Source organism: Chromohalobacter sp. 11-W (assembly GCF_029889905.1).
GTDB lineage: Bacteria > Pseudomonadota > Gammaproteobacteria > Pseudomonadales > Halomonadaceae > Chromohalobacter.
The window spans coordinates 386,742-403,509 of the sequence record NZ_JARANZ010000002.1 but is presented as its reverse complement, the minus strand read 5'-3'; the positions used below and the strand labels follow the sequence as shown (position 1 = coordinate 403,509).

Sequence of the window (16,768 nt, the reverse complement as noted above, 5' to 3'; positions counted from 1 at the left end):
TTGCTTGGGTCAAAAGGCGTCGAATGCCGAACGAATCCACTCGAACGACACGTTGGGTGGCGTGCCGGTGACGCCTACGACGTCGAAACGACACATACATGATAGCCCGTTGCGATGGAGATAAAAACGTGCCGCGCTGACCAGGCGACGCTGCTTGGCGGCGGTCACGGTCTCGAGGGGATGGCCATGGCTGGTGTGGGTGCGGTGCCTCACTTCGATGAATACCAGAGTCTCGCCGTCGCGCATGACGAGATCGATCTCGCCGCGTCTGGCGTGTTGGTTGGTATCCACCAACTGCAAGCCATGGGTGGTCAGCCAGTCGGCGGTGCGGCGCTCCATGTCGAGGCCGCGCCGCCGAGGGTCATGGGTCGAGCGTGACATTGCCGATATCCAGGTCGGACCCGCCGGTCAGTAGCGGCGCGGGCACGCCGGACTGGAACTGGGCCCAGGGCAGTGTGCGCTGGATCCGTCCGTCATCGCGTGCCTGAAGCGTTCCGGTTGCACCGAAGACTTCCAGTGAGTGCAGTGCCTGCATCAGTGGTAGACGCCGTGCTAGTTCGTAGGCGTCGACGCCCATAGCATTGAGCTTGAGCAAGCTAGGGTCGTCCTGCGCGTTGAGTTCGCGATAGGTGGAGTAAAACGGCAACGCTTCTTCGCCGCCGGTCGCAGCATCCGGTATCAGCCAGGGGATGTCCATGAACATCACGTCGTTGAGGTCATGGTCGGCACGCGGTTGGGGTTGGCCGCCATAGACTTGAGACGTCGCGTACACAGGGAGGTCGCTTGCGTAGTAATAGTCCAGCGTGGGCGGCACTTGGCGCGCATAGCTAGGCAGCGCCACGAGGAAGAGCATGTCGATATCCTCGTTTCCACTGCGCTTGCCATCGGCATTCAGCAAGCGTTTGGTCGCCTCGCTGACGGAGCCCTTGGGATCATAGTGCACGACGGCATCGAGCTCGCCTTCGCGGTCTTCCCAGTTCGTGCGGAAGGCCTTGAATACGCGTTCGCCCCATGCGTTGTCGGGGATCAGCGCGGCTGCCCCGTGATGACCATCCATGCGTGCGCGCTTAGCGACCTGGCGCGCCTCGTCCTCGGCCGATAGTCCGTATTGGAAAAGCTCGTCCGCTTGATTGCGGTCGTGTTCGCCGTAGTTGAGGGCCAGCGTCGGCAGGGCGACGTTGTCGCGCAGCTCGAGTTGCGATACCAAGTCCTTGTCGAGCGGTCCGAGCACGACCTGTGCGCCGTCCATGGTGGCTTGTGCGTAAAGGGCCTCGAGATTTCCTGCGCTACTGTCGTAGTACGTCAGTTGTGGTGTCTGTTCGCCCTGGTTAAGGGCGTCCATGTGGCGTGCCTCGATGCCTTTCTTGATCGCTTGGGCCACGTTGGTCAGCGGGCCGGACTCGGGGAGGAAGATGGCAATGTGCTTGACGTCGTTGCCGCGCAGATCTTTCAGTGCGGAGAGGTCACTAGGCAAGCGGCGGGCGGCGGGATGGTTGGAGTAATTCGAGCGCCAATCGGCCAGTGCATCGGTGAGGCGGGACATGTCACCGCCACTTTGGCGATATAGCCGTGCGAGCTCGACCCAGCCTTGGGTGAGGGTGTCGTCTCGCGCCTCCATGCGGTCGAGTGCGGTCTCGCTCAGCCGCGACAGTGGCGTCCAGATGTCGTCGTTGAGTTCGAAAGGTGCTCCGTCGCGTTGCAACTCGATCAGGGACTCCGCTGCCGCGCGCGACTCGCCCACTAGGGTCAGGGCCAGGCCGCGACGATGGCGTAATGTCTGCTGTGCATCGCGTGGCATGTCGTCGATGTCGCCGAGTATCTGAGTGGCCGCCAGCGCGCCTCGGCCATCTTCCTTGCGCAGGCTGAGATCGGAGATCAGAAGGGCGCGATCGATGCGATCCTCGCGCGTTAGTCGAGATACATCGAGGTCTCGGGCAATGTCCAGCGCCTGCTCGTCATTGCCTTGCCGTGATAGGATGTGGGCCGCTTGAAGCCTGCTCTGTGCTGCCTGCGTGGCGGGTTGGCCTTGGGCCTTGTCGAGCAGTTCGCTAGCGCTGAGGCCTTGCGTGGCGGGGCGTGTATCGCTGGGCCCCGGGCCGCTGGCGCACCCCGCGAGTAGTAGGGCGATCAAGGCGAGCCCGAACAGGCTGCGCAACGATTTGGGCATGGTGTCATTCCTTTATGGCGGTGTGACTCGGACGGTTCCCTGTTCCGGATTATGTCTGACGCATCTAAGCCTGGCGCCGACCGCATGCTCCACTGGCGCGTGGCGCTCTGGCGACATGACACGACGCAAGTTATCCAATAGAGCGTCGCAACCGGGATATTAACGAATGAGCGAAGGATGTGAAGGGTCATTGTACGTGGTCGCCACGCCGATTGGGAATCTCGAGGATCTGAGCCCGCGCGCGGCCCGTCTGCTCGGTGAGGTGTCCTGGGTGGCTGCAGAGGATACGCGGCACAGCGCACGCTTGTTGCGTCATCTGGGAATCGACAAACCATTGGTTTCGTTGCATGAGCACAATGAAGCATCGCGGGTGACGGCGCTGCGCGATGCGCTGTCCTCCGGACAGGATGTGGCATTGATCAGCGATGCAGGGACGCCGCTGATATCCGATCCTGGCTTCGTGGTGGTGCGGGAACTGCGTGCTAGCGGCCATCGGGTCATCCCGGTGCCCGGTGCCTGTGCACTGATCGCGGCGTTGTCGGCGGCCGGTTTGGCGACGGATCGCTTTCTATTCGAGGGGTTTCTGCCCGCCAAGGGCGGTGCGCGACGTCAGCGTCTGACGGCAGCGCTGGAGCGCGAAGAAACCCTGGTCTATTACGAATCGCCGCATCGCATTCAGGCGACGCTTCAGGACATCGCGGTGCTATTCGGCTCACGGCGCGTGGTCTTGGCGCGTGAGTTGACCAAGACGTTCGAAACCTTTCTCGACGCCGATGCCGAGACATTGCTGGCGCACATGCGTGAAGACCCCAACCAAGCGCGCGGTGAATTCGTGATTATGGTGGCGGGCGCCGAGCCTCGTGACGATGAGACACAAGCCTTGGTCGAAGGCGAAGCATGGCTTGCAGCGATGCTCGCCGAAGGCGTCGGCGTCAAGGCGGCGGCGACGGTCGTGGCCAGCCGTCTGGGGGGGCGCAAGAAATATTGGTACCAATGTGCACAGGCCCTCAAGGACAGCGATGCATAACAATGTGCCCTTGCGGGGTTTAGGCGCTTGAGGGGCCTGCGAGGGGCTGTTATTCTTGCGCGCTTGGGAGCCGGCCGGACAGTCGCCGCCGCGTATTGCGCGGGGGAGGAAAGTCCGGGCTCCATAGGGCAGGGTGCCAGGTAACCCCTGGGCGGCGTGAGTCGACGGAAAGTGCAGCAGAGAGTAGACCGCCTAAGCGGGCTTTGGCCCGCCGGTAAGGGTGAAAGGGTGCGGTAAGAGCGCACCGCGCGCCTGGTAACAGTGCGTGGCAAGGTAAACCCCACCCGGAGCAAGACCAAATAGGAACCCAAAGGCGTGGCCCGCGCTGGGTTCGGGTAGGTTGCTTGAGGGTCGTGGTGACGCGGCCCCTAGAGGAATGGCTGTCCTCGACAGAACCCGGCTTATAGGCTGGCTCCCATTCGAATTTCAGATCTCCGGGTCTGTGCGCGTCATGCCGCGACGTCTGCCTTCGGGCGGCCCGATACAGCGGCGGCAGGCCCCAACGCCCGAGTGATTCATGCAGCATCGTGACAATCCCGAGAAGGACCCGCTTTCCGATACGCCGAGTGCTGTCGATGGTCGGGCGGCTGATTACCGACACGCGAGTGTGCTGCTCGACGGTGCGGTAGAGGCACTGATCACCGACCCCGACGGCTGCTATCTGGATGGTACCTTCGGTCGCGGTGGGCACTCCCGCGCGATCCTCGAGCGTCTATCTCCCCAAGGACGCCTGCTGGCCATCGATCGCGACCCGGCGGCGCTTGCCGAAGGCGCCACGCTAGATGACCCGCGTTTTTCTCTTCAATACGGCCGCTTCGCCGAGCTGGACACCATCGCCCACGACCACGCGTTGCACGGTCGTTTAGGGGGCGTGTTGTTGGATGTCGGCGTTTCATCGCCACAGCTTGACGATCCTTCGCGTGGCTTCAGTTTCTTGCGCGATGGCCCGCTCGACATGCGTATGGACCCCACTCAGGGAGAAAGTGCCGCCGATTGGCTGGCCCGCGTCCCCGAGCGCGAAATGAGCGATGTCTTCAAACGTTATGGCGAGGAGCGCTTCGCGCGCCGCATTGCCAAAGCGATCATCGCGCGCCGTGCCGAGCGACCCATCACGCATACCGAAGACCTGGCGGAACTCGTCAAGGCCGCGCATCCGGCCTGGGAAAAAGGCAAACATCCTGCGACGCGGGTGTTTCAGGCGATTCGCATTCATATCAATGGCGAGCTCGAGCAGCTCGAGGCCGCGCTCGCCGCGGCACTCGAGGCACTGGCGCCGGGTGGGCGTTTAGTGGTGATCAGTTTTCATTCCCTGGAGGATCGGCTGGTCAAACGCTTCATTCGCGACCAGGCACGTGGCGATACGCATCTGCCACGCGACTTCCCGATTCGCGATACCCAACTGAATCGACGCCTGGCCATGGTCGGCAAGGCGAGTCGTCCCGGGGAGTGCGAGGTGGCCCTCAATCCTCGTGCGCGTAGTGCCGTGATGCGCGTGGCCCGGAAACTCGACTGAGGTTCGTGATGGCGGCTCAAGGACGAAACACCGCGCTCAAGATAGGCTGGCCTTTCGCCAGTCGCTTGCGTTGGCGCCATATCATCTTGCTGGTGCTGATTGGCGTGATGCTGATCAGCTCGTTGGCGTCCATCGCCAGTACCCATATGACGCGTGTGCAGTATGCGCGTTTTCAAGAGCTTGAAAGCGAGCGTGATAGCTTGCAGACCGTCTGGGGGCGGCTGCTTCTCGAGGAGAGTACCTGGTCGGCGCCGGCGCGGATCGAGGACATGGCCGTTAAGCGCCTGGATATGCGCGTGCCTGACGTCGATGATGTCGAGGTGATTCGTCCATGAGTCGCGAGCGTCGATCCACCACGGGGCGTCGTTCGCCGAATAACGGCCCCATGGGCCGTGGGCGCTACCTTTTTTTGCTGGGCATCGTCATCATCGGTCTGGGCGCCTTGGTCAGCCGCATTGCCTATCTCAACGTCATCGATCGAGACTTTCTGCAGAATCAGGGCGATGCACGCACGCTGCGTGTCGAGCCCATCAATGCGCACCGAGGGATGATCTCCGATCGTAATGGCGATCCGCTGGCGATCTCTACGCCGGTGGTCACGCTATGGGCCAACCCCCAAGAGCTACCTTCCGACCCGATCCAACTGGCGACGCTCGCGCGCGCCTTGAAGATGGATCCCGATACGCTCGAGGCGCGTGTCGAGCGTTATTCCGAGCATGAGTTCATGTATCTGCGGCGGCGCTTGACACCGGAAGCGGCAAAGCCTGCCCGAAATCTCGATATACCGGGCGTTTATGCCAAGGATGAGTACAAGCGTTATTACCCCTCCGGCGATGTCGCCGCGCAACTCGTGGGTGTCACCAATGTCGACGACCATGGTCAGGAAGGCTTGGAACTGGCCTACGACGACTATCTCAGTGGCCAGCCTGGCAAGCGTCGTGTGCTCAAGGATCGCAAGGGTCGTCTGGTGCGCGATTTACACTTGCTCAAGGATGCCAAGCCGGGGGGCGATCTGACGCTATCGATCGACCTGCGCTTGCAGTACATGGCGTACCGTGAATTGCAGAAATCCGTCGACGAGCATGATGCCGACGGTGGCTCCTTGGTAATGATGGATGCGCGCAGCGGCGAAGTCCTGGCGATGGCCAATCTCCCGTCCTATAACCCCAATAATCGCACTTCGATCGACATCAATGGTTTGCGCAACCAAGCGGTGACCGACGCTATCGAACCAGGGTCGGTCATGAAGCCGTTGGCGATGTCGGCGGCGCTGGCGACGGACAAGATCGATCCCGATACGGTCATCGACACCTCGCCCGGATGGATGGTCATTGATGGGTATACGATCAGCGACTTTCGCAATTACGGCAAGCTTACTCCCGGGGGGATTCTGCTGCATTCGTCCAATATCGGTATGTCCCATATCGCCTTGCAGCTGGACAAGGGCACTATCTGGAAGCAATACCAGAGGCTGGGGCTAGGTCAGCCCCCGGGGACCGGTTTTCCGGGCGAAGGTGGCGGCAGTCTACCGTCCTTAACCGGCCTGTCGCGCAGTGCCCAGGCCACCATGGCCTATGGCTATGGTCTCTCGCTGACGCCACTGCAGCTTGCCAGTGCGTACACGGCGATCGCCAATGACGGTCGACGCCTGCATCCCTCGTTGCTGAAGCGCACATCGGCGCCTATCGGAGATCAGGTCATGTCGCCGAAGATTGCGCATGAGTTACTGGGCATGATGGAGAAGATCGTGCAGCCCGATGCCGGTGGCTCGCGTGCGATGGTGGAAGGGTACCGCATCGCGGGCAAGACGGGTACGGTTCGCAAGGTGACTGCGGGGGGCTATCAGCAAAAAGCCTACCGCGGCCTATTTGCGGGTATTGCGCCGGTTTCCGATCCGCGCATCGTGACGGTGGTGATGATCGACAATCCCAAGGGAGACGAGTATTACGGTGGTCTGGTGGCGGCACCGGTCTTTGGCCGTGTGGTGGGCAAGGCGCTGCGTCTTCTCGATGTGCCCCCCGATAAACAGGAGACTTCCGAGTGATGGAAATCGATACGCAACGTTTGGCGGATGCCCTGGCGTTGCTCTGGCCATCGCATGCCACGCCCGCGCTGCTCGATGAGTGGTGTCCTGCGTTATCCACTTGCGGGGTGACGCTCGACAGTCGCGAAGCGGGCTCCGGCGTGCTGTTCGTGGCCGTGGCGGGGGCGCATGCCGATGGGCGTGCTTTTATCGGTCAGGCGCTGGCGTCCGGCGCGGACGCGGTGCTCTGCGATGCGGACACGATGCCGGAAGATATCCCCGCACAGGATGCGCGCGTACTTGGCGTGCCAGGCTTGCGCGGGCGCCTCGGTGAGCTCGGGCGTTATCTGTTCGGTGTCCCCAAAACACTGGAACTGATTGGCGTGACCGGCACTAATGGCAAGAGTTCGGTCACCCATTATATGGCCGCGCTGTCGGAATCGCTGGGTACGAAGACGGCGGTGATCGGCACCTTGGGCATTGGACGTCCGGGACAACTCGAGCCCGCCGCGTTGACGACGCCGGGGCCGCTGGCACTTCAAGCATCATTGGGGAATCTGAGTGCGCAGGGTATCGAGCGCGTCGCCATGGAGGTCTCGTCGCATGCGCTGGAGCAAGGGCGCGTGGTCGGGTGCCGATTCCATGCCGCAGTGTTCACCAATATCAGCCGTGATCATCTCGATTATCACGGCAGCATGGCCGCCTACGCAGCGGCCAAGGCACGCCTATTCAAGCATCGTGAGTTGTCGCTGGCGGTGGTCAACGGCGATGATCGCTTGGCGCCATTGATGCTGGCCGGTCTTCCAAAGGGCGTGCGCGTGCTCGCCACGGGGAGCGATGAAGCCACTACTTTACGTGTCATCGACTGGTTTCCGCATGCGCTCGGGCAGCGTGCCTTGATCGCAACGCCTGAGGGTGAGCGTGAATTGGAGCTGTCGCTGCTGGGGCGTTTCAATCTCGACAACGTGCTCTTGGCGATGACGACACTCTACGGTCTGGGAAGCGACTTGGCGGTGTTGTTCGATGCCGCCGCTCAGCTTGCGCCGGTACCGGGGCGCATGCAGCGCCTGGTCGCGGATGATGCGCCCACTGTGGTGGTCGACTACGCGCATACGCCGGAGGCGCTTCATAACGCACTCGATGCGTTACGCGCGCATGTGCCCGCCCAAGAAGGGGCCAAGCTATGGTGCGTTTTTGGGTGCGGCGGTGATCGCGATCGCGGTAAGCGCCCGCTGATGGCGCAAGCCGCTGAGGCGCTGGCCGACCGCCTGGTGGTCACCGACGACAACCCGCGTGGCGAGCCGGCGGCGTCGATTCGTGACGAGGTCGTGGCGGGGCTCTCGAGTACGGGCCAGGCTCGCACGCAATGCGTCGCGGGACGTGGCGAGGCGATCGAGCGTACCTTGCAGGAGGCCGGCGCGGACGACATCGTGCTGATCGCTGGCAAAGGCCACGAAACCTATCAAGATATCGACGGGCGACGTTATCCGTTCAGCGATGTCGAGGTGGTGCAGGCCGCACTCGAGCGACGTCGGGAGCATGAGGCATGAGCGCGACGACGCTATGCGATATCGCCGGCTGGCTGAGAGTGTCTCCTCCCGTGGTAGACGCCGAGGCGGTGCGGGTGGTGAGCGATACGCGTCGAATCGCACCGGGCGATGTCTTCTTGGCCTTGGTCGGCGAGCGCTTCGATGGCCATGATTTTTTGGAAGAGGCGCGCGCCAAGGGCGCAACGGGGGCGATCGTATCGCGGCCCGTGGCGACCTCCTTGCCCCAGATCGAAGTCGCCGACACGCGCTTGGCGCTGGGTATGCTGGGGCGCGTTCGGCGGCGCGCTTGGTCGGGTGAACTGGTGGCGGTCACCGGTAACAGCGGTAAGACCACGGTCAAGGAAATGCTCGCGGCGATTCTGTCCCGTTCGCAGCCCACCCTCGCCACGCAGGGCAACCTCAACAATGATATCGGCGTGCCACAGACATTACTGGCGTTATCGCCAACGTATCGCCGCGCGGTCATTGAGGTGGGGGCCAATCACTTGGGGGAAATCGCCTGGACGACGGCGTTGGCGCGTCCCGATGTAGCGGTGATCACCAATGTTACGGGCGCGCACATCGGTGAGTTCGGTGGTCTCGGCCAGATCGCCCAGGCCAAGGCGGAAATTCTCCAGGGGTTGCCGGCTTCGGGTGCAGCCGTGCTCAATCGCGACGACCGGTTTTATCCACTGTGGCGGGAACTGGCTGGCGAAGCCGATGTGCTCGATTTCGGACTCGATGCCACGGCACGAGTGCGTGCCCAGGCTCTGGCCTGTGACGACGCCGGGCGTTATGCTTTCACGCTATCCGTGGATGGCGAGCCCTTGGGCCGGATCCAGTTGGCTTTATTGGGGCGCCACAATGTGCTCAACGCGCTGGCCAGTGCGGCGGCGGCGTGGGCACTTGGCGTCTCACGCGAGGATATCGTCGCCGGGCTCGAAGCCTGCGAGGCAATGTCGGGCCGCATGGCGTGTGTGCCGGGGCTGCGTGGCGCGCATCTACTGGATGATACCTACAATGCCAACCCCGGTGCGGTTCACGCCGCCCTGGCGGTATTGGCCGATATGCCCGCGCCCCGCTGGTGCTTCCTGGGCGCCATGGGGGAGCTGGGCCGCGATAGCGAGCGCTTGCATGCCGACTTGGGCCGTGCCGCGCGGGAACTGAAGATCGACTTTCTCGGCACGTTCGGTGCCGATGCTCGCCCTGCGGTGGCGGCATTCGGCGATTCGGCGTGTCATTTCGATGATTGGGCGACGCTTGTGCGTTATGCCCACGACCATCTTCCCTCTGGGGCCAGTGTGCTGGTCAAGGGGTCGCGCAGTGCCGGCATGGAGCGCTTGATTGCCGAACTGCGTACGGATGCACCAAGGTGAACGCGACTCATGCTGCTTTTCCTGGCTGACTTATTGGCGAATTTTCAAAGCGCCTTCAACGTTTTCAACTACCTGACCCTGCGCGTGATCCTGGGAACGCTGACCGCTCTCATGCTCTGCCTATGGTTGGGGCCTCAGGTCATCAAGCGTCTGGTCGAGCGTCAGATCGGCCAAGCGGTGCGCGACGATGGACCGCAGTCGCATCTTTCCAAGGCCGGCACGCCGACCATGGGTGGCGCGATGATCCTCATTGCCATCGCTATCAGCACCCTGCTCTGGGGAGATCTGACCAACCACTACGTTTGGCTGGTGCTAGCCGTGACGCTGGGTTTTGGCGCCATTGGCTGGGTCGACGATTACCGCAAGGTCGTGGAGAAGAACCCGCGCGGCTTGCCGGCACGCTGGAAATACTTCTGGCAGTCGGCCATCGGGCTCGGGGCGGCGGTGGTGTTGTATCTGACGGCTGCCAGCCCCGTCGAGGTCAGTCTGATCGTCCCGTTGTTCAAGGACATCGTGGTGCCGCTGGGGCTGTTCTACATCGTCTTGACCTATTTGGTCATCGTCGGCAGCTCCAATGCGGTCAATCTCACCGATGGTCTCGATGGTCTGGCGATCATGCCCACGGTGCTCGTTGCCATGGGGTTGGCGATCTTCGCCTATGCGAGCGGTAATACCGTCTTCGCGCAATATCTGCATATTCCCCTGGTGCCGGGTGCCGGCGAGTTGGCCGTGTTCTGCGGCACCATCGCGGGGGCAGGGCTGGGCTTCTTGTGGTTCAACACCTATCCCGCTCAAGTGTTCATGGGCGATGTCGGGGCATTGGCCCTGGGGGCGGCGTTGGGCGTGGTCGCAGTCATCGTGCGTCAGGAAATCGTGCTGTTCATCATGGGCGGCGTTTTCGTGATGGAAACGGTCTCGGTCATGCTGCAGGTAGGGTCCTACAAGCTCACGGGGCGACGTATCTTTCGCATGGCCCCGTTGCATCACCATTTCGAGCTCAAGGGCTGGCCTGAACCGCGCGTGATCGTGCGTTTCTGGATTATCACGGTCGTGCTGGTCTTGCTGGGACTGGCCACGTTGAAGATTCGCTGACATGGCCAAGGTGCCCCCTGGATATACGCTAATCATCGGGCTGGGTGTCTCCGGCCAAGCGATCGCGCGGCATCTGGCCCGTCAGGGAGTGCCGTTCATGGTCGCCGATACGCGCGAGATGCCCACGGGCCTGGAGACTTTTCGTGCAGCCTATCCAGACGTGGACGTGGTGTGTGGTCCGCTACAAGCGCTGGATATGCGCGAGGCACGTGAAATCGTGGTCAGTCCGGGGGTCGATTTGCGCACACCGGGGCTCGCCGAGTACGCGAATGCCGAAGATGAAGGCCCGCACGTGGTCGGCGAGATTGCGCTTTTCGTGCGTGCGTGTCGTGCGCCGATAGCCGCGATCACCGGCTCCAATGCCAAGTCGACGGTGACCACACTGCTCGGTGAGATGGCACGGGAAGCAGGCCATCGCGTCGCGGTCGGGGGAAATCTCGGCACCCCGGCGCTCGACTTGCTTGCCGAAGCGCCGGACGCCGAACTGTTCGTGCTCGAACTCTCAAGCTTTCAGCTGGAAACCACGGCATGGCTGAGCGCCGAAACGGCGGCATTTCTCAATCTTTGCGAGGATCACCTGGACCGCCACGGCGACATGCATGGCTACCGGGCGGCGAAGCAGCGTGTCTTTCGCGGCGCGCGGCATGCCGTCGTCAATGCTGACGATGCCACCACATGGCCTGACACTGATGTGCGCAAAGTAGCACGATTCACCACTCAAGTTCCTTCTGGCGGCGATTGGGGCATCGCCGAGCATGCTGGGGAATCTTGGCTCGTGCATGGCGACACGCCTCTGATGTCGACGCGTCGTGTGCGCATGCCCGGGCGGCACAATCATGCCAATGCCCTGGCGGCTCTGGCGATGGGGACACAATTGGGGCTGTCGCTGACGGCCATGCGTGGTGTGCTCGAGCGTTTCCCTGGCTTGCCGCACCGAGGCGAGCTGGTTGTCGAGCGCGATGGCGTGCGCTGGATCAATGACTCCAAGGGCACCAACGTGGGCGCGACATTGGCGGCGATTGATGGGGTCGGGCCGGTGCTCGAGGGCCGCCTGATTCTACTGGCGGGTGGCGACGGCAAGGGCGCGGATTTCACGCCACTGGTGGAGCCGCTGATGCGCTATGCGCGCGAGGTAGTGGTGTTTGGGCGCGATGCTCCGCGCCTCGAGCATGTCATGTCCGGGCGCGTTCCGGTTACCCGTGTCGCCGACCTCGACGCGGCCATGCGGCGGGCGCAGACCATTGCATGCGCCGGTGATGCCATCATGCTGTCGCCCGCGTGCGCAAGTCTCGACCAATTTTCCGATTACACGGCGCGTGGTGACGCCTTCCGACAGTGGCTGACGCAGGGCGGAGCGACGATATGTTAGCGCGTTGGGAAAAACGACTTTCCACCCGGGGACAAGTCACCGACGGGTGGTTGCTGCTGGCGACATTCTCGTTGTTGGTGGTGGGCTGGATAATGGTGACTTCGGCGTCGTCTGAGATCGCGACGAGCCTTACCGGCAACCCTTATTATTTCAGTATTCGCCATGGCGTTTTCGTGCTTTGCTCGATTTTTTTCGGGCTCGTGGCGCTGTGCATACCGCTCGAGCGTTGGCGTTCCTGGGGACCGGGTCTGCTGTTGTTGGGTACCGTGCTTCTTATCGCGGTTCTTCTCATCGGGCACGAAGTCAATGGCAGCAAACGTTGGATTCCCTTGGGCATTGCCAACATTCAAGCCTCTGAAGTCGCCAAGTTGTGCCTGATCGTTTACTTCGCCGATTACTTGCAACGTTACTTACCCGAAGTGCGTCGTTACTGGGGAGCCTTCTTGCGCCCGTTCGTGGTGCTCGGGGTGTACGTGGCGCTGTTGATATTCGAGCCGGATTACGGGGCCGTCGTGGTGATCGGCAGTTGCATGATGGGCATGCTGCTGATGTCGGGAGCCCCATTGGGCCGTTTTGGGCTCGTCATGATCGTGGTCGTGGTTGCCGGTGGCTTGCTGGCCGTGGCCGAGCCCTATCGCCTGGAGCGCATTACCAGCTTCGCCAACCCCTGGGCCGATCAGTACTCCAGTGGCTATCAATTGACGCAAGCATTGATCGCTTTCGGGCGTGGACACTGGCTGGGGCTAGGGCTGGGAAACAGTGTCCAGAAGTTGTTTTATCTACCCGAGGCGCATACCGATTTCGTGTTTGCGGTGTTGGCCGAGGAGTTGGGGCTGATCGGGGCCGTGGGCGTCGTCTGCCTTTTCGCGCTGCTTGTCTTCCGCGGGCTTCGCATCGGACGCAAGGCCGAATTGCGAGGCTGGGCTTTTTCCGCTTACCTGTGCTACGGCATCTCGCTGGTGTTCGGGGCGCAGGCATTCATCAATATCGCCGTCAGCACCGGCATGTTGCCCACCAAAGGGCTGACTTTACCGCTATTGAGCTATGGGGGCTCTAGCTTGGCAGTTAGCTGTGTCATGGTCGCCTTGTTACTGCGCGTCGATGCCGAAATACGAGCCAAGACGCGCGCCACTCAAGCGGCACGCCAAGCGAAGAAGCAAGAACGAGGAGAGCGCTAGTGCCTCATCAGCAAGTGTCCCGTGTTCTGATCATGGCCGGTGGGACCGGTGGTCATGTGGTACCCGCGCTATCGCTGGCCAAGGCGCTGCGCGCGCGCGGTGTCGCGGTGGAATGGTTGGGCAGCCCTCGGGGAATCGAAAACCAATTGGTGCCAGCGGCGGATATTACCTTGCACCGCGTGCAAGTGTCCGGCCTGCGTGGCAATGGGATCGCCGGGTGGCTATTGGCCCCATGGCGTCTGGCCAAAGCCATCTGGCAGGCACGTCAGGTGATTGCCATATTCGACCCGCAACTGGTCGTCGGGCTGGGCGGCTTCGCCAGCGGCCCCGGCGGGCTGGCCGCCTGGTTGATGCGGCGACGCTTGATCATTCATGAACAAAACGCCTTGGCTGGGATGACCAATCGCTATCTAGCGCGTCTGGCGGATCGCGTCTATGCCGCATTTCCCGGCGCGTTCGGCGAACGCCAGGCGGAAGTGGTGGGAAATCCCGTGCGCGATGACATCGCCACGCTGGGCGAGACACCGCGCGATGTCGAGACGCTTCGCGCGCGCCCCTTGCGATTGCTGGTCTTGGGCGGCTCGTTGGGCGCACAGGCACTGAATGCCAATGTGCCCCGGGCCGTGGCGGAATTGCCGGCGGCTCGTCGTCCCGAGGTGCGACATCAAGCGGGGCGCGACAAGGAAGCCACGACGCAAGCGGAATACGCCGCGGTAGACGTCAGCGCCGAGGTCAGTGCCTTCATCGACGATATGGCAGCGGCCTATGAGTGGGCGGATCTGATTGTCTGCCGTGCCGGAGCCTCGACGATCGCCGAGCTTGCCGCGGCGGCCAAGCCCTCGGTGTTGGTACCGTTTCCGCATGCCGTCGATGATCACCAGACACTCAATGCGCGGCAGTTGGTCGATGCCGGCGCCGCGCGTTTGATGCCGCAGGAACAACTATCGGCGGCGAGTCTCGCCGAGACGTTGGCGGCACTTCTCGAACCTGAGACCTTGGCCACCATGGCGATCGCGGCACGCTCCGAGGCGCGCTTGGAAGCGGTCGAGCGCCTGGTGGCAGGGTGCATGGAGGCAAATATTGACAGCGCATAACGTTTCCGGCCCAACCCGCCCGAACCGCACCGGATTGGGCATGCGCCGCATTCATAATATCCATTTCGTGGGTATCGGCGGTGCCGGCATGTGCGGCATCGCAGAAGTGCTGGCCAATCAGGGCTATACGGTCAGCGGCAGCGACCTGCGTGAGTCACCGGTCACGCGGCATCTTCGCGACTGCGGCATTCGCGTGTGCATCGGGCACGTCGATGAGCACGCCCAGGGAGCCGATGTCCTGGTCGTCTCCACGGCCGTCGACACCGAGAATCCGGAAATTCGCTGGGCGCGCGAGCATCGCATCCCCGTCGTCCGGCGTGCGGAAATGCTTGCTGAATTGATGCGTTTTCGTCATGGCATCGCCGTGGCGGGTACGCATGGCAAGACCACCACGACCAGCCTGACCTCGACGTTGCTCGGCGAGGGTGGGCTCGACCCGACCTTCGTGATTGGCGGCAAGCTGACCAGTGCCGGTGCCAACGCGCGTCTGGGCGAGGGCGATTATCTGGTGGCCGAGGCCGACGAGTCGGATGCCTCGTTCCTGCACTTGCAGCCGATGGTCTCGATCGTCACCAATATCGATGCCGACCATATGGCGACCTACGGAGGCGACTTCACGCGGCTCAAGGATACCTTCCTGGAATTCTTGCATAACCTGCCTTTCTACGGGCTGGCGGTGCTGTGCCTCGACGATGACAACGTGCGTGGCTTGATCCCGCGTCTCCAGCGTCAGTTCGTCACCTACGGTTTCGCCGAGGATGCCGATTACCGGTTGTGTGACTTCGTCCAGCGCGGTGGCGTGGTGCATTTTACCGCCGAGCGCCCGCCTGGCATGGCGCCGCTCGAGATTCAGTTGGGCATGCCGGGGCGCCATAATGCCCTCAATGCGCTAGCGGCGATTGCCGTGGCCAGTGACGCGGGGGTCGACGATGCGGCTATTCAGCGCGGTCTGGCACACTTTGCCGGTGTGGGGCGGCGTTTCCAGGTGCATGGGCAGTTCCCGGCACCGGCTGCCGAAGGCGAGGTCATGTTGGTCGACGATTACGGCCATCATCCGCGTGAGGTTGAAATGGTCATCGACGCGGTGCGTGCGGGCTGGCCCGAGCGTCGCCTGGTCATGCTGTACCAGCCGCATCGCTATTCGCGTACGCGAGATCTATACGAGGATTTCGTGCGTGTGCTCTCGGGCGTGGATACGCTGTTGCTGCTGGATGTCTACAGCGCTGGAGAAGCCTCCATTCCGGGAGCGGAGGGCCGCACATTGGCCGGGTCGATTCGTCAACGTGGCCAGGTCGATCCATTGTTCGTCGAAAGCAAGCAGGAACTGCCTGCGCTCTTGTCACGCGTGCTGCGCCCCGACGATATCCTGATCACCCAGGGCGCTGGTGATATCGGTGGGATTTCGTTGCGTCTAGCCGGTTGTCGGTTACATCTGGATGGGATGGAATTATGAATGACAGCGTGACGAACGAGGGTGCGAAGCGTCTACATCCGGGGCGCATCGTCGTGGTATACGGTGGCCGCTCTGCCGAACGTGAAGTGTCGCTGCTCAGTGGCCGCGCGATCCTGACATCGCTCAAGCGTAGCGGTGTCGACGCCCGTGGGTTCGATTTCGCCGGTGGTGGGTTGAGTGGGTTGGAAGCACTTGCGCCGGAATGTGTCTTCATCGCCATGCATGGCCGGGACGGTGAGGATGGCTCTTTGCAGGGTGCCCTGGAGTTGCTGGATATCCCCTATACGGGCAGCGGTGTACTGGCCTCTGCGCTGGGGATGGACAAGGAACGCACCAAACAGTTCTGGCGTGCCCATGGCCTGCCCACGCCGGAAAGCGTCATGCTGGAGGACATGGTCGATTGGGACGCGGTCATCGAGACCCTCGGGTTGCCTTTGATCGTAAAACCGGTGCATGAAGGCTCGACCATCGGGATCAGCATCGTCGATACACGGGAAGCGTTGATCGCGGCGCATGCCGAGGCGGCACGCTTCGATCATGCCATCATGGCCGAGCGTTTTGTGCAGGGCGAGGAATATACCGTGTCGCTACTTGGCGACGAGGTATTGCCGGCGATTCGCGTCGAGGTGCCTAGTGGCTTTTACGATTACGAGGCCAAGTATCATTCCGACACCACGCGTTATCTATTGCCGTGCGGTCTCGAGGCCGACGATGAACGAGCGCTGGGCGAGCTGTGCCGCCGCGCGTTCGAGGTGATCGGCGGCAGCGGCTGGGGACGTGTCGATGTCATGCGCGACGCGCAGGGACGCTTTTGGCTACTCGAGGTCAACACGGTGCCGGGCATGACCGATCATAGTCTGGTGCCGCAAGCGGCAGCGCATGCCGGCCTCGACTTCGATGCGCTGGTGTTGCGGATTCTCGACACCACGACCGACGAGTGACGCGGT

14 protein-coding genes and 1 other RNA gene are annotated in these 16,768 nt (G+C 62.5%); 13 read left to right on the top strand and 2 right to left on the bottom strand.

Features of this window, described 5'->3' with window-relative positions:
* Positions 1–9: 9 nt before the first annotated feature.
* Both OP494_RS04710 and OP494_RS04705 read right to left on the bottom strand, forming a co-directional pair.
* A complete protein-coding gene (locus OP494_RS04710) occupies positions 10–381 on the bottom strand; it encodes a YraN family protein (protein WP_280539553.1) in 372 nt (123 codons plus the stop codon).
* Positions 362–2,167 carry a penicillin-binding protein activator gene (locus OP494_RS04705; RefSeq protein ID WP_280539552.1) on the bottom strand — a complete coding sequence of 602 codons (1,806 nt, stop codon included), beginning with the start codon at positions 2,165–2,167 and terminating at the stop codon, positions 362–364. Before OP494_RS04705 ends, OP494_RS04710 begins: the two co-directional genes overlap by 20 nt.
* A gap of 166 nt (positions 2,168–2,333) precedes the next feature.
* Between OP494_RS04705 and rsmI the strand changes: the two genes are divergently transcribed.
* The 13 genes from rsmI (at position 2,334) to OP494_RS04640 (ending at position 16,762) form a co-directional block, all read left to right on the top strand.
* Positions 2,334–3,194 (top strand): 16S rRNA (cytidine(1402)-2'-O)-methyltransferase, encoded by an 861-nt coding sequence (gene rsmI / locus OP494_RS04700; RefSeq protein ID WP_280539551.1) that lies wholly within the window; start codon positions 2,334–2,336, stop codon positions 3,192–3,194.
* A 66-nt stretch (positions 3,195–3,260) separates the two neighbouring features.
* Positions 3,261–3,614, top strand: an RNA gene (rnpB, locus tag OP494_RS04695) — RNase P RNA component class A.
* 97 nt (positions 3,615–3,711) lie between these two features.
* Positions 3,712–4,707: a 16S rRNA (cytosine(1402)-N(4))-methyltransferase RsmH gene (gene rsmH / locus OP494_RS04690; protein WP_280539549.1), complete on the top strand. Its 996-nt coding sequence runs from the start codon at positions 3,712–3,714 to the stop codon at positions 4,705–4,707.
* An 8-nt stretch (positions 4,708–4,715) separates the two neighbouring features.
* Complete coding sequence (ftsL, locus tag OP494_RS04685; protein ID WP_280539548.1) at positions 4,716–5,042, top strand: cell division protein FtsL; 327 nt, start codon at positions 4,716–4,718, stop codon at positions 5,040–5,042.
* Positions 5,039–6,751, top strand: coding sequence for a penicillin-binding protein 2 (locus OP494_RS04680; protein ID WP_280539547.1), 1,713 nt, complete (start codon positions 5,039–5,041; stop codon positions 6,749–6,751). Before ftsL ends, OP494_RS04680 begins: the two co-directional genes overlap by 4 nt.
* The gene (locus OP494_RS04675) at positions 6,751–8,280 is read left to right on the top strand and encodes a UDP-N-acetylmuramoyl-L-alanyl-D-glutamate--2,6-diaminopimelate ligase (protein ID WP_280539545.1); all 1,530 of its coding nucleotides are present in this window, start codon (positions 6,751–6,753) and stop codon (positions 8,278–8,280) included. Before OP494_RS04680 ends, OP494_RS04675 begins: the two co-directional genes overlap by 1 nt.
* A complete protein-coding gene (gene murF / locus OP494_RS04670; protein WP_280539544.1) occupies positions 8,277–9,635 on the top strand; it encodes a UDP-N-acetylmuramoyl-tripeptide--D-alanyl-D-alanine ligase in 1,359 nt (452 codons plus the stop codon). Before OP494_RS04675 ends, murF begins: the two co-directional genes overlap by 4 nt.
* Positions 9,636–9,644: 9 nt before the next feature.
* Entirely contained in the window at positions 9,645–10,727 is a 1,083-nt protein-coding gene (mraY, locus tag OP494_RS04665) for a phospho-N-acetylmuramoyl-pentapeptide-transferase (RefSeq protein ID WP_040241771.1), read from the top strand.
* 1 nt (position 10,728) lies between these two features.
* Complete coding sequence (murD, locus tag OP494_RS04660; protein ID WP_280539542.1) at positions 10,729–12,096, top strand: UDP-N-acetylmuramoyl-L-alanine--D-glutamate ligase; 1,368 nt, start codon at positions 10,729–10,731, stop codon at positions 12,094–12,096.
* Entirely contained in the window at positions 12,090–13,274 is a 1,185-nt protein-coding gene (ftsW, locus tag OP494_RS04655) for a putative lipid II flippase FtsW (protein ID WP_280539541.1), read from the top strand. Before murD ends, ftsW begins: the two co-directional genes overlap by 7 nt.
* Positions 13,274–14,368 (top strand): undecaprenyldiphospho-muramoylpentapeptide beta-N-acetylglucosaminyltransferase, encoded by a 1,095-nt coding sequence (murG, locus tag OP494_RS04650; RefSeq protein WP_280539540.1) that lies wholly within the window; start codon positions 13,274–13,276, stop codon positions 14,366–14,368. The genes ftsW and murG overlap by 1 nt, the downstream gene beginning before the upstream one ends.
* A gap of 40 nt (positions 14,369–14,408) precedes the next feature.
* Positions 14,409–15,821 (top strand): UDP-N-acetylmuramate--L-alanine ligase, encoded by a 1,413-nt coding sequence (gene murC, locus OP494_RS04645; RefSeq protein WP_280539539.1) that lies wholly within the window; start codon positions 14,409–14,411, stop codon positions 15,819–15,821.
* Positions 15,818–16,762, top strand: coding sequence for a D-alanine--D-alanine ligase (locus tag OP494_RS04640; RefSeq protein ID WP_280539537.1), 945 nt, complete (start codon positions 15,818–15,820; stop codon positions 16,760–16,762). Before murC ends, OP494_RS04640 begins: the two co-directional genes overlap by 4 nt.
* Positions 16,763–16,768 lie beyond the last annotated feature (6 nt).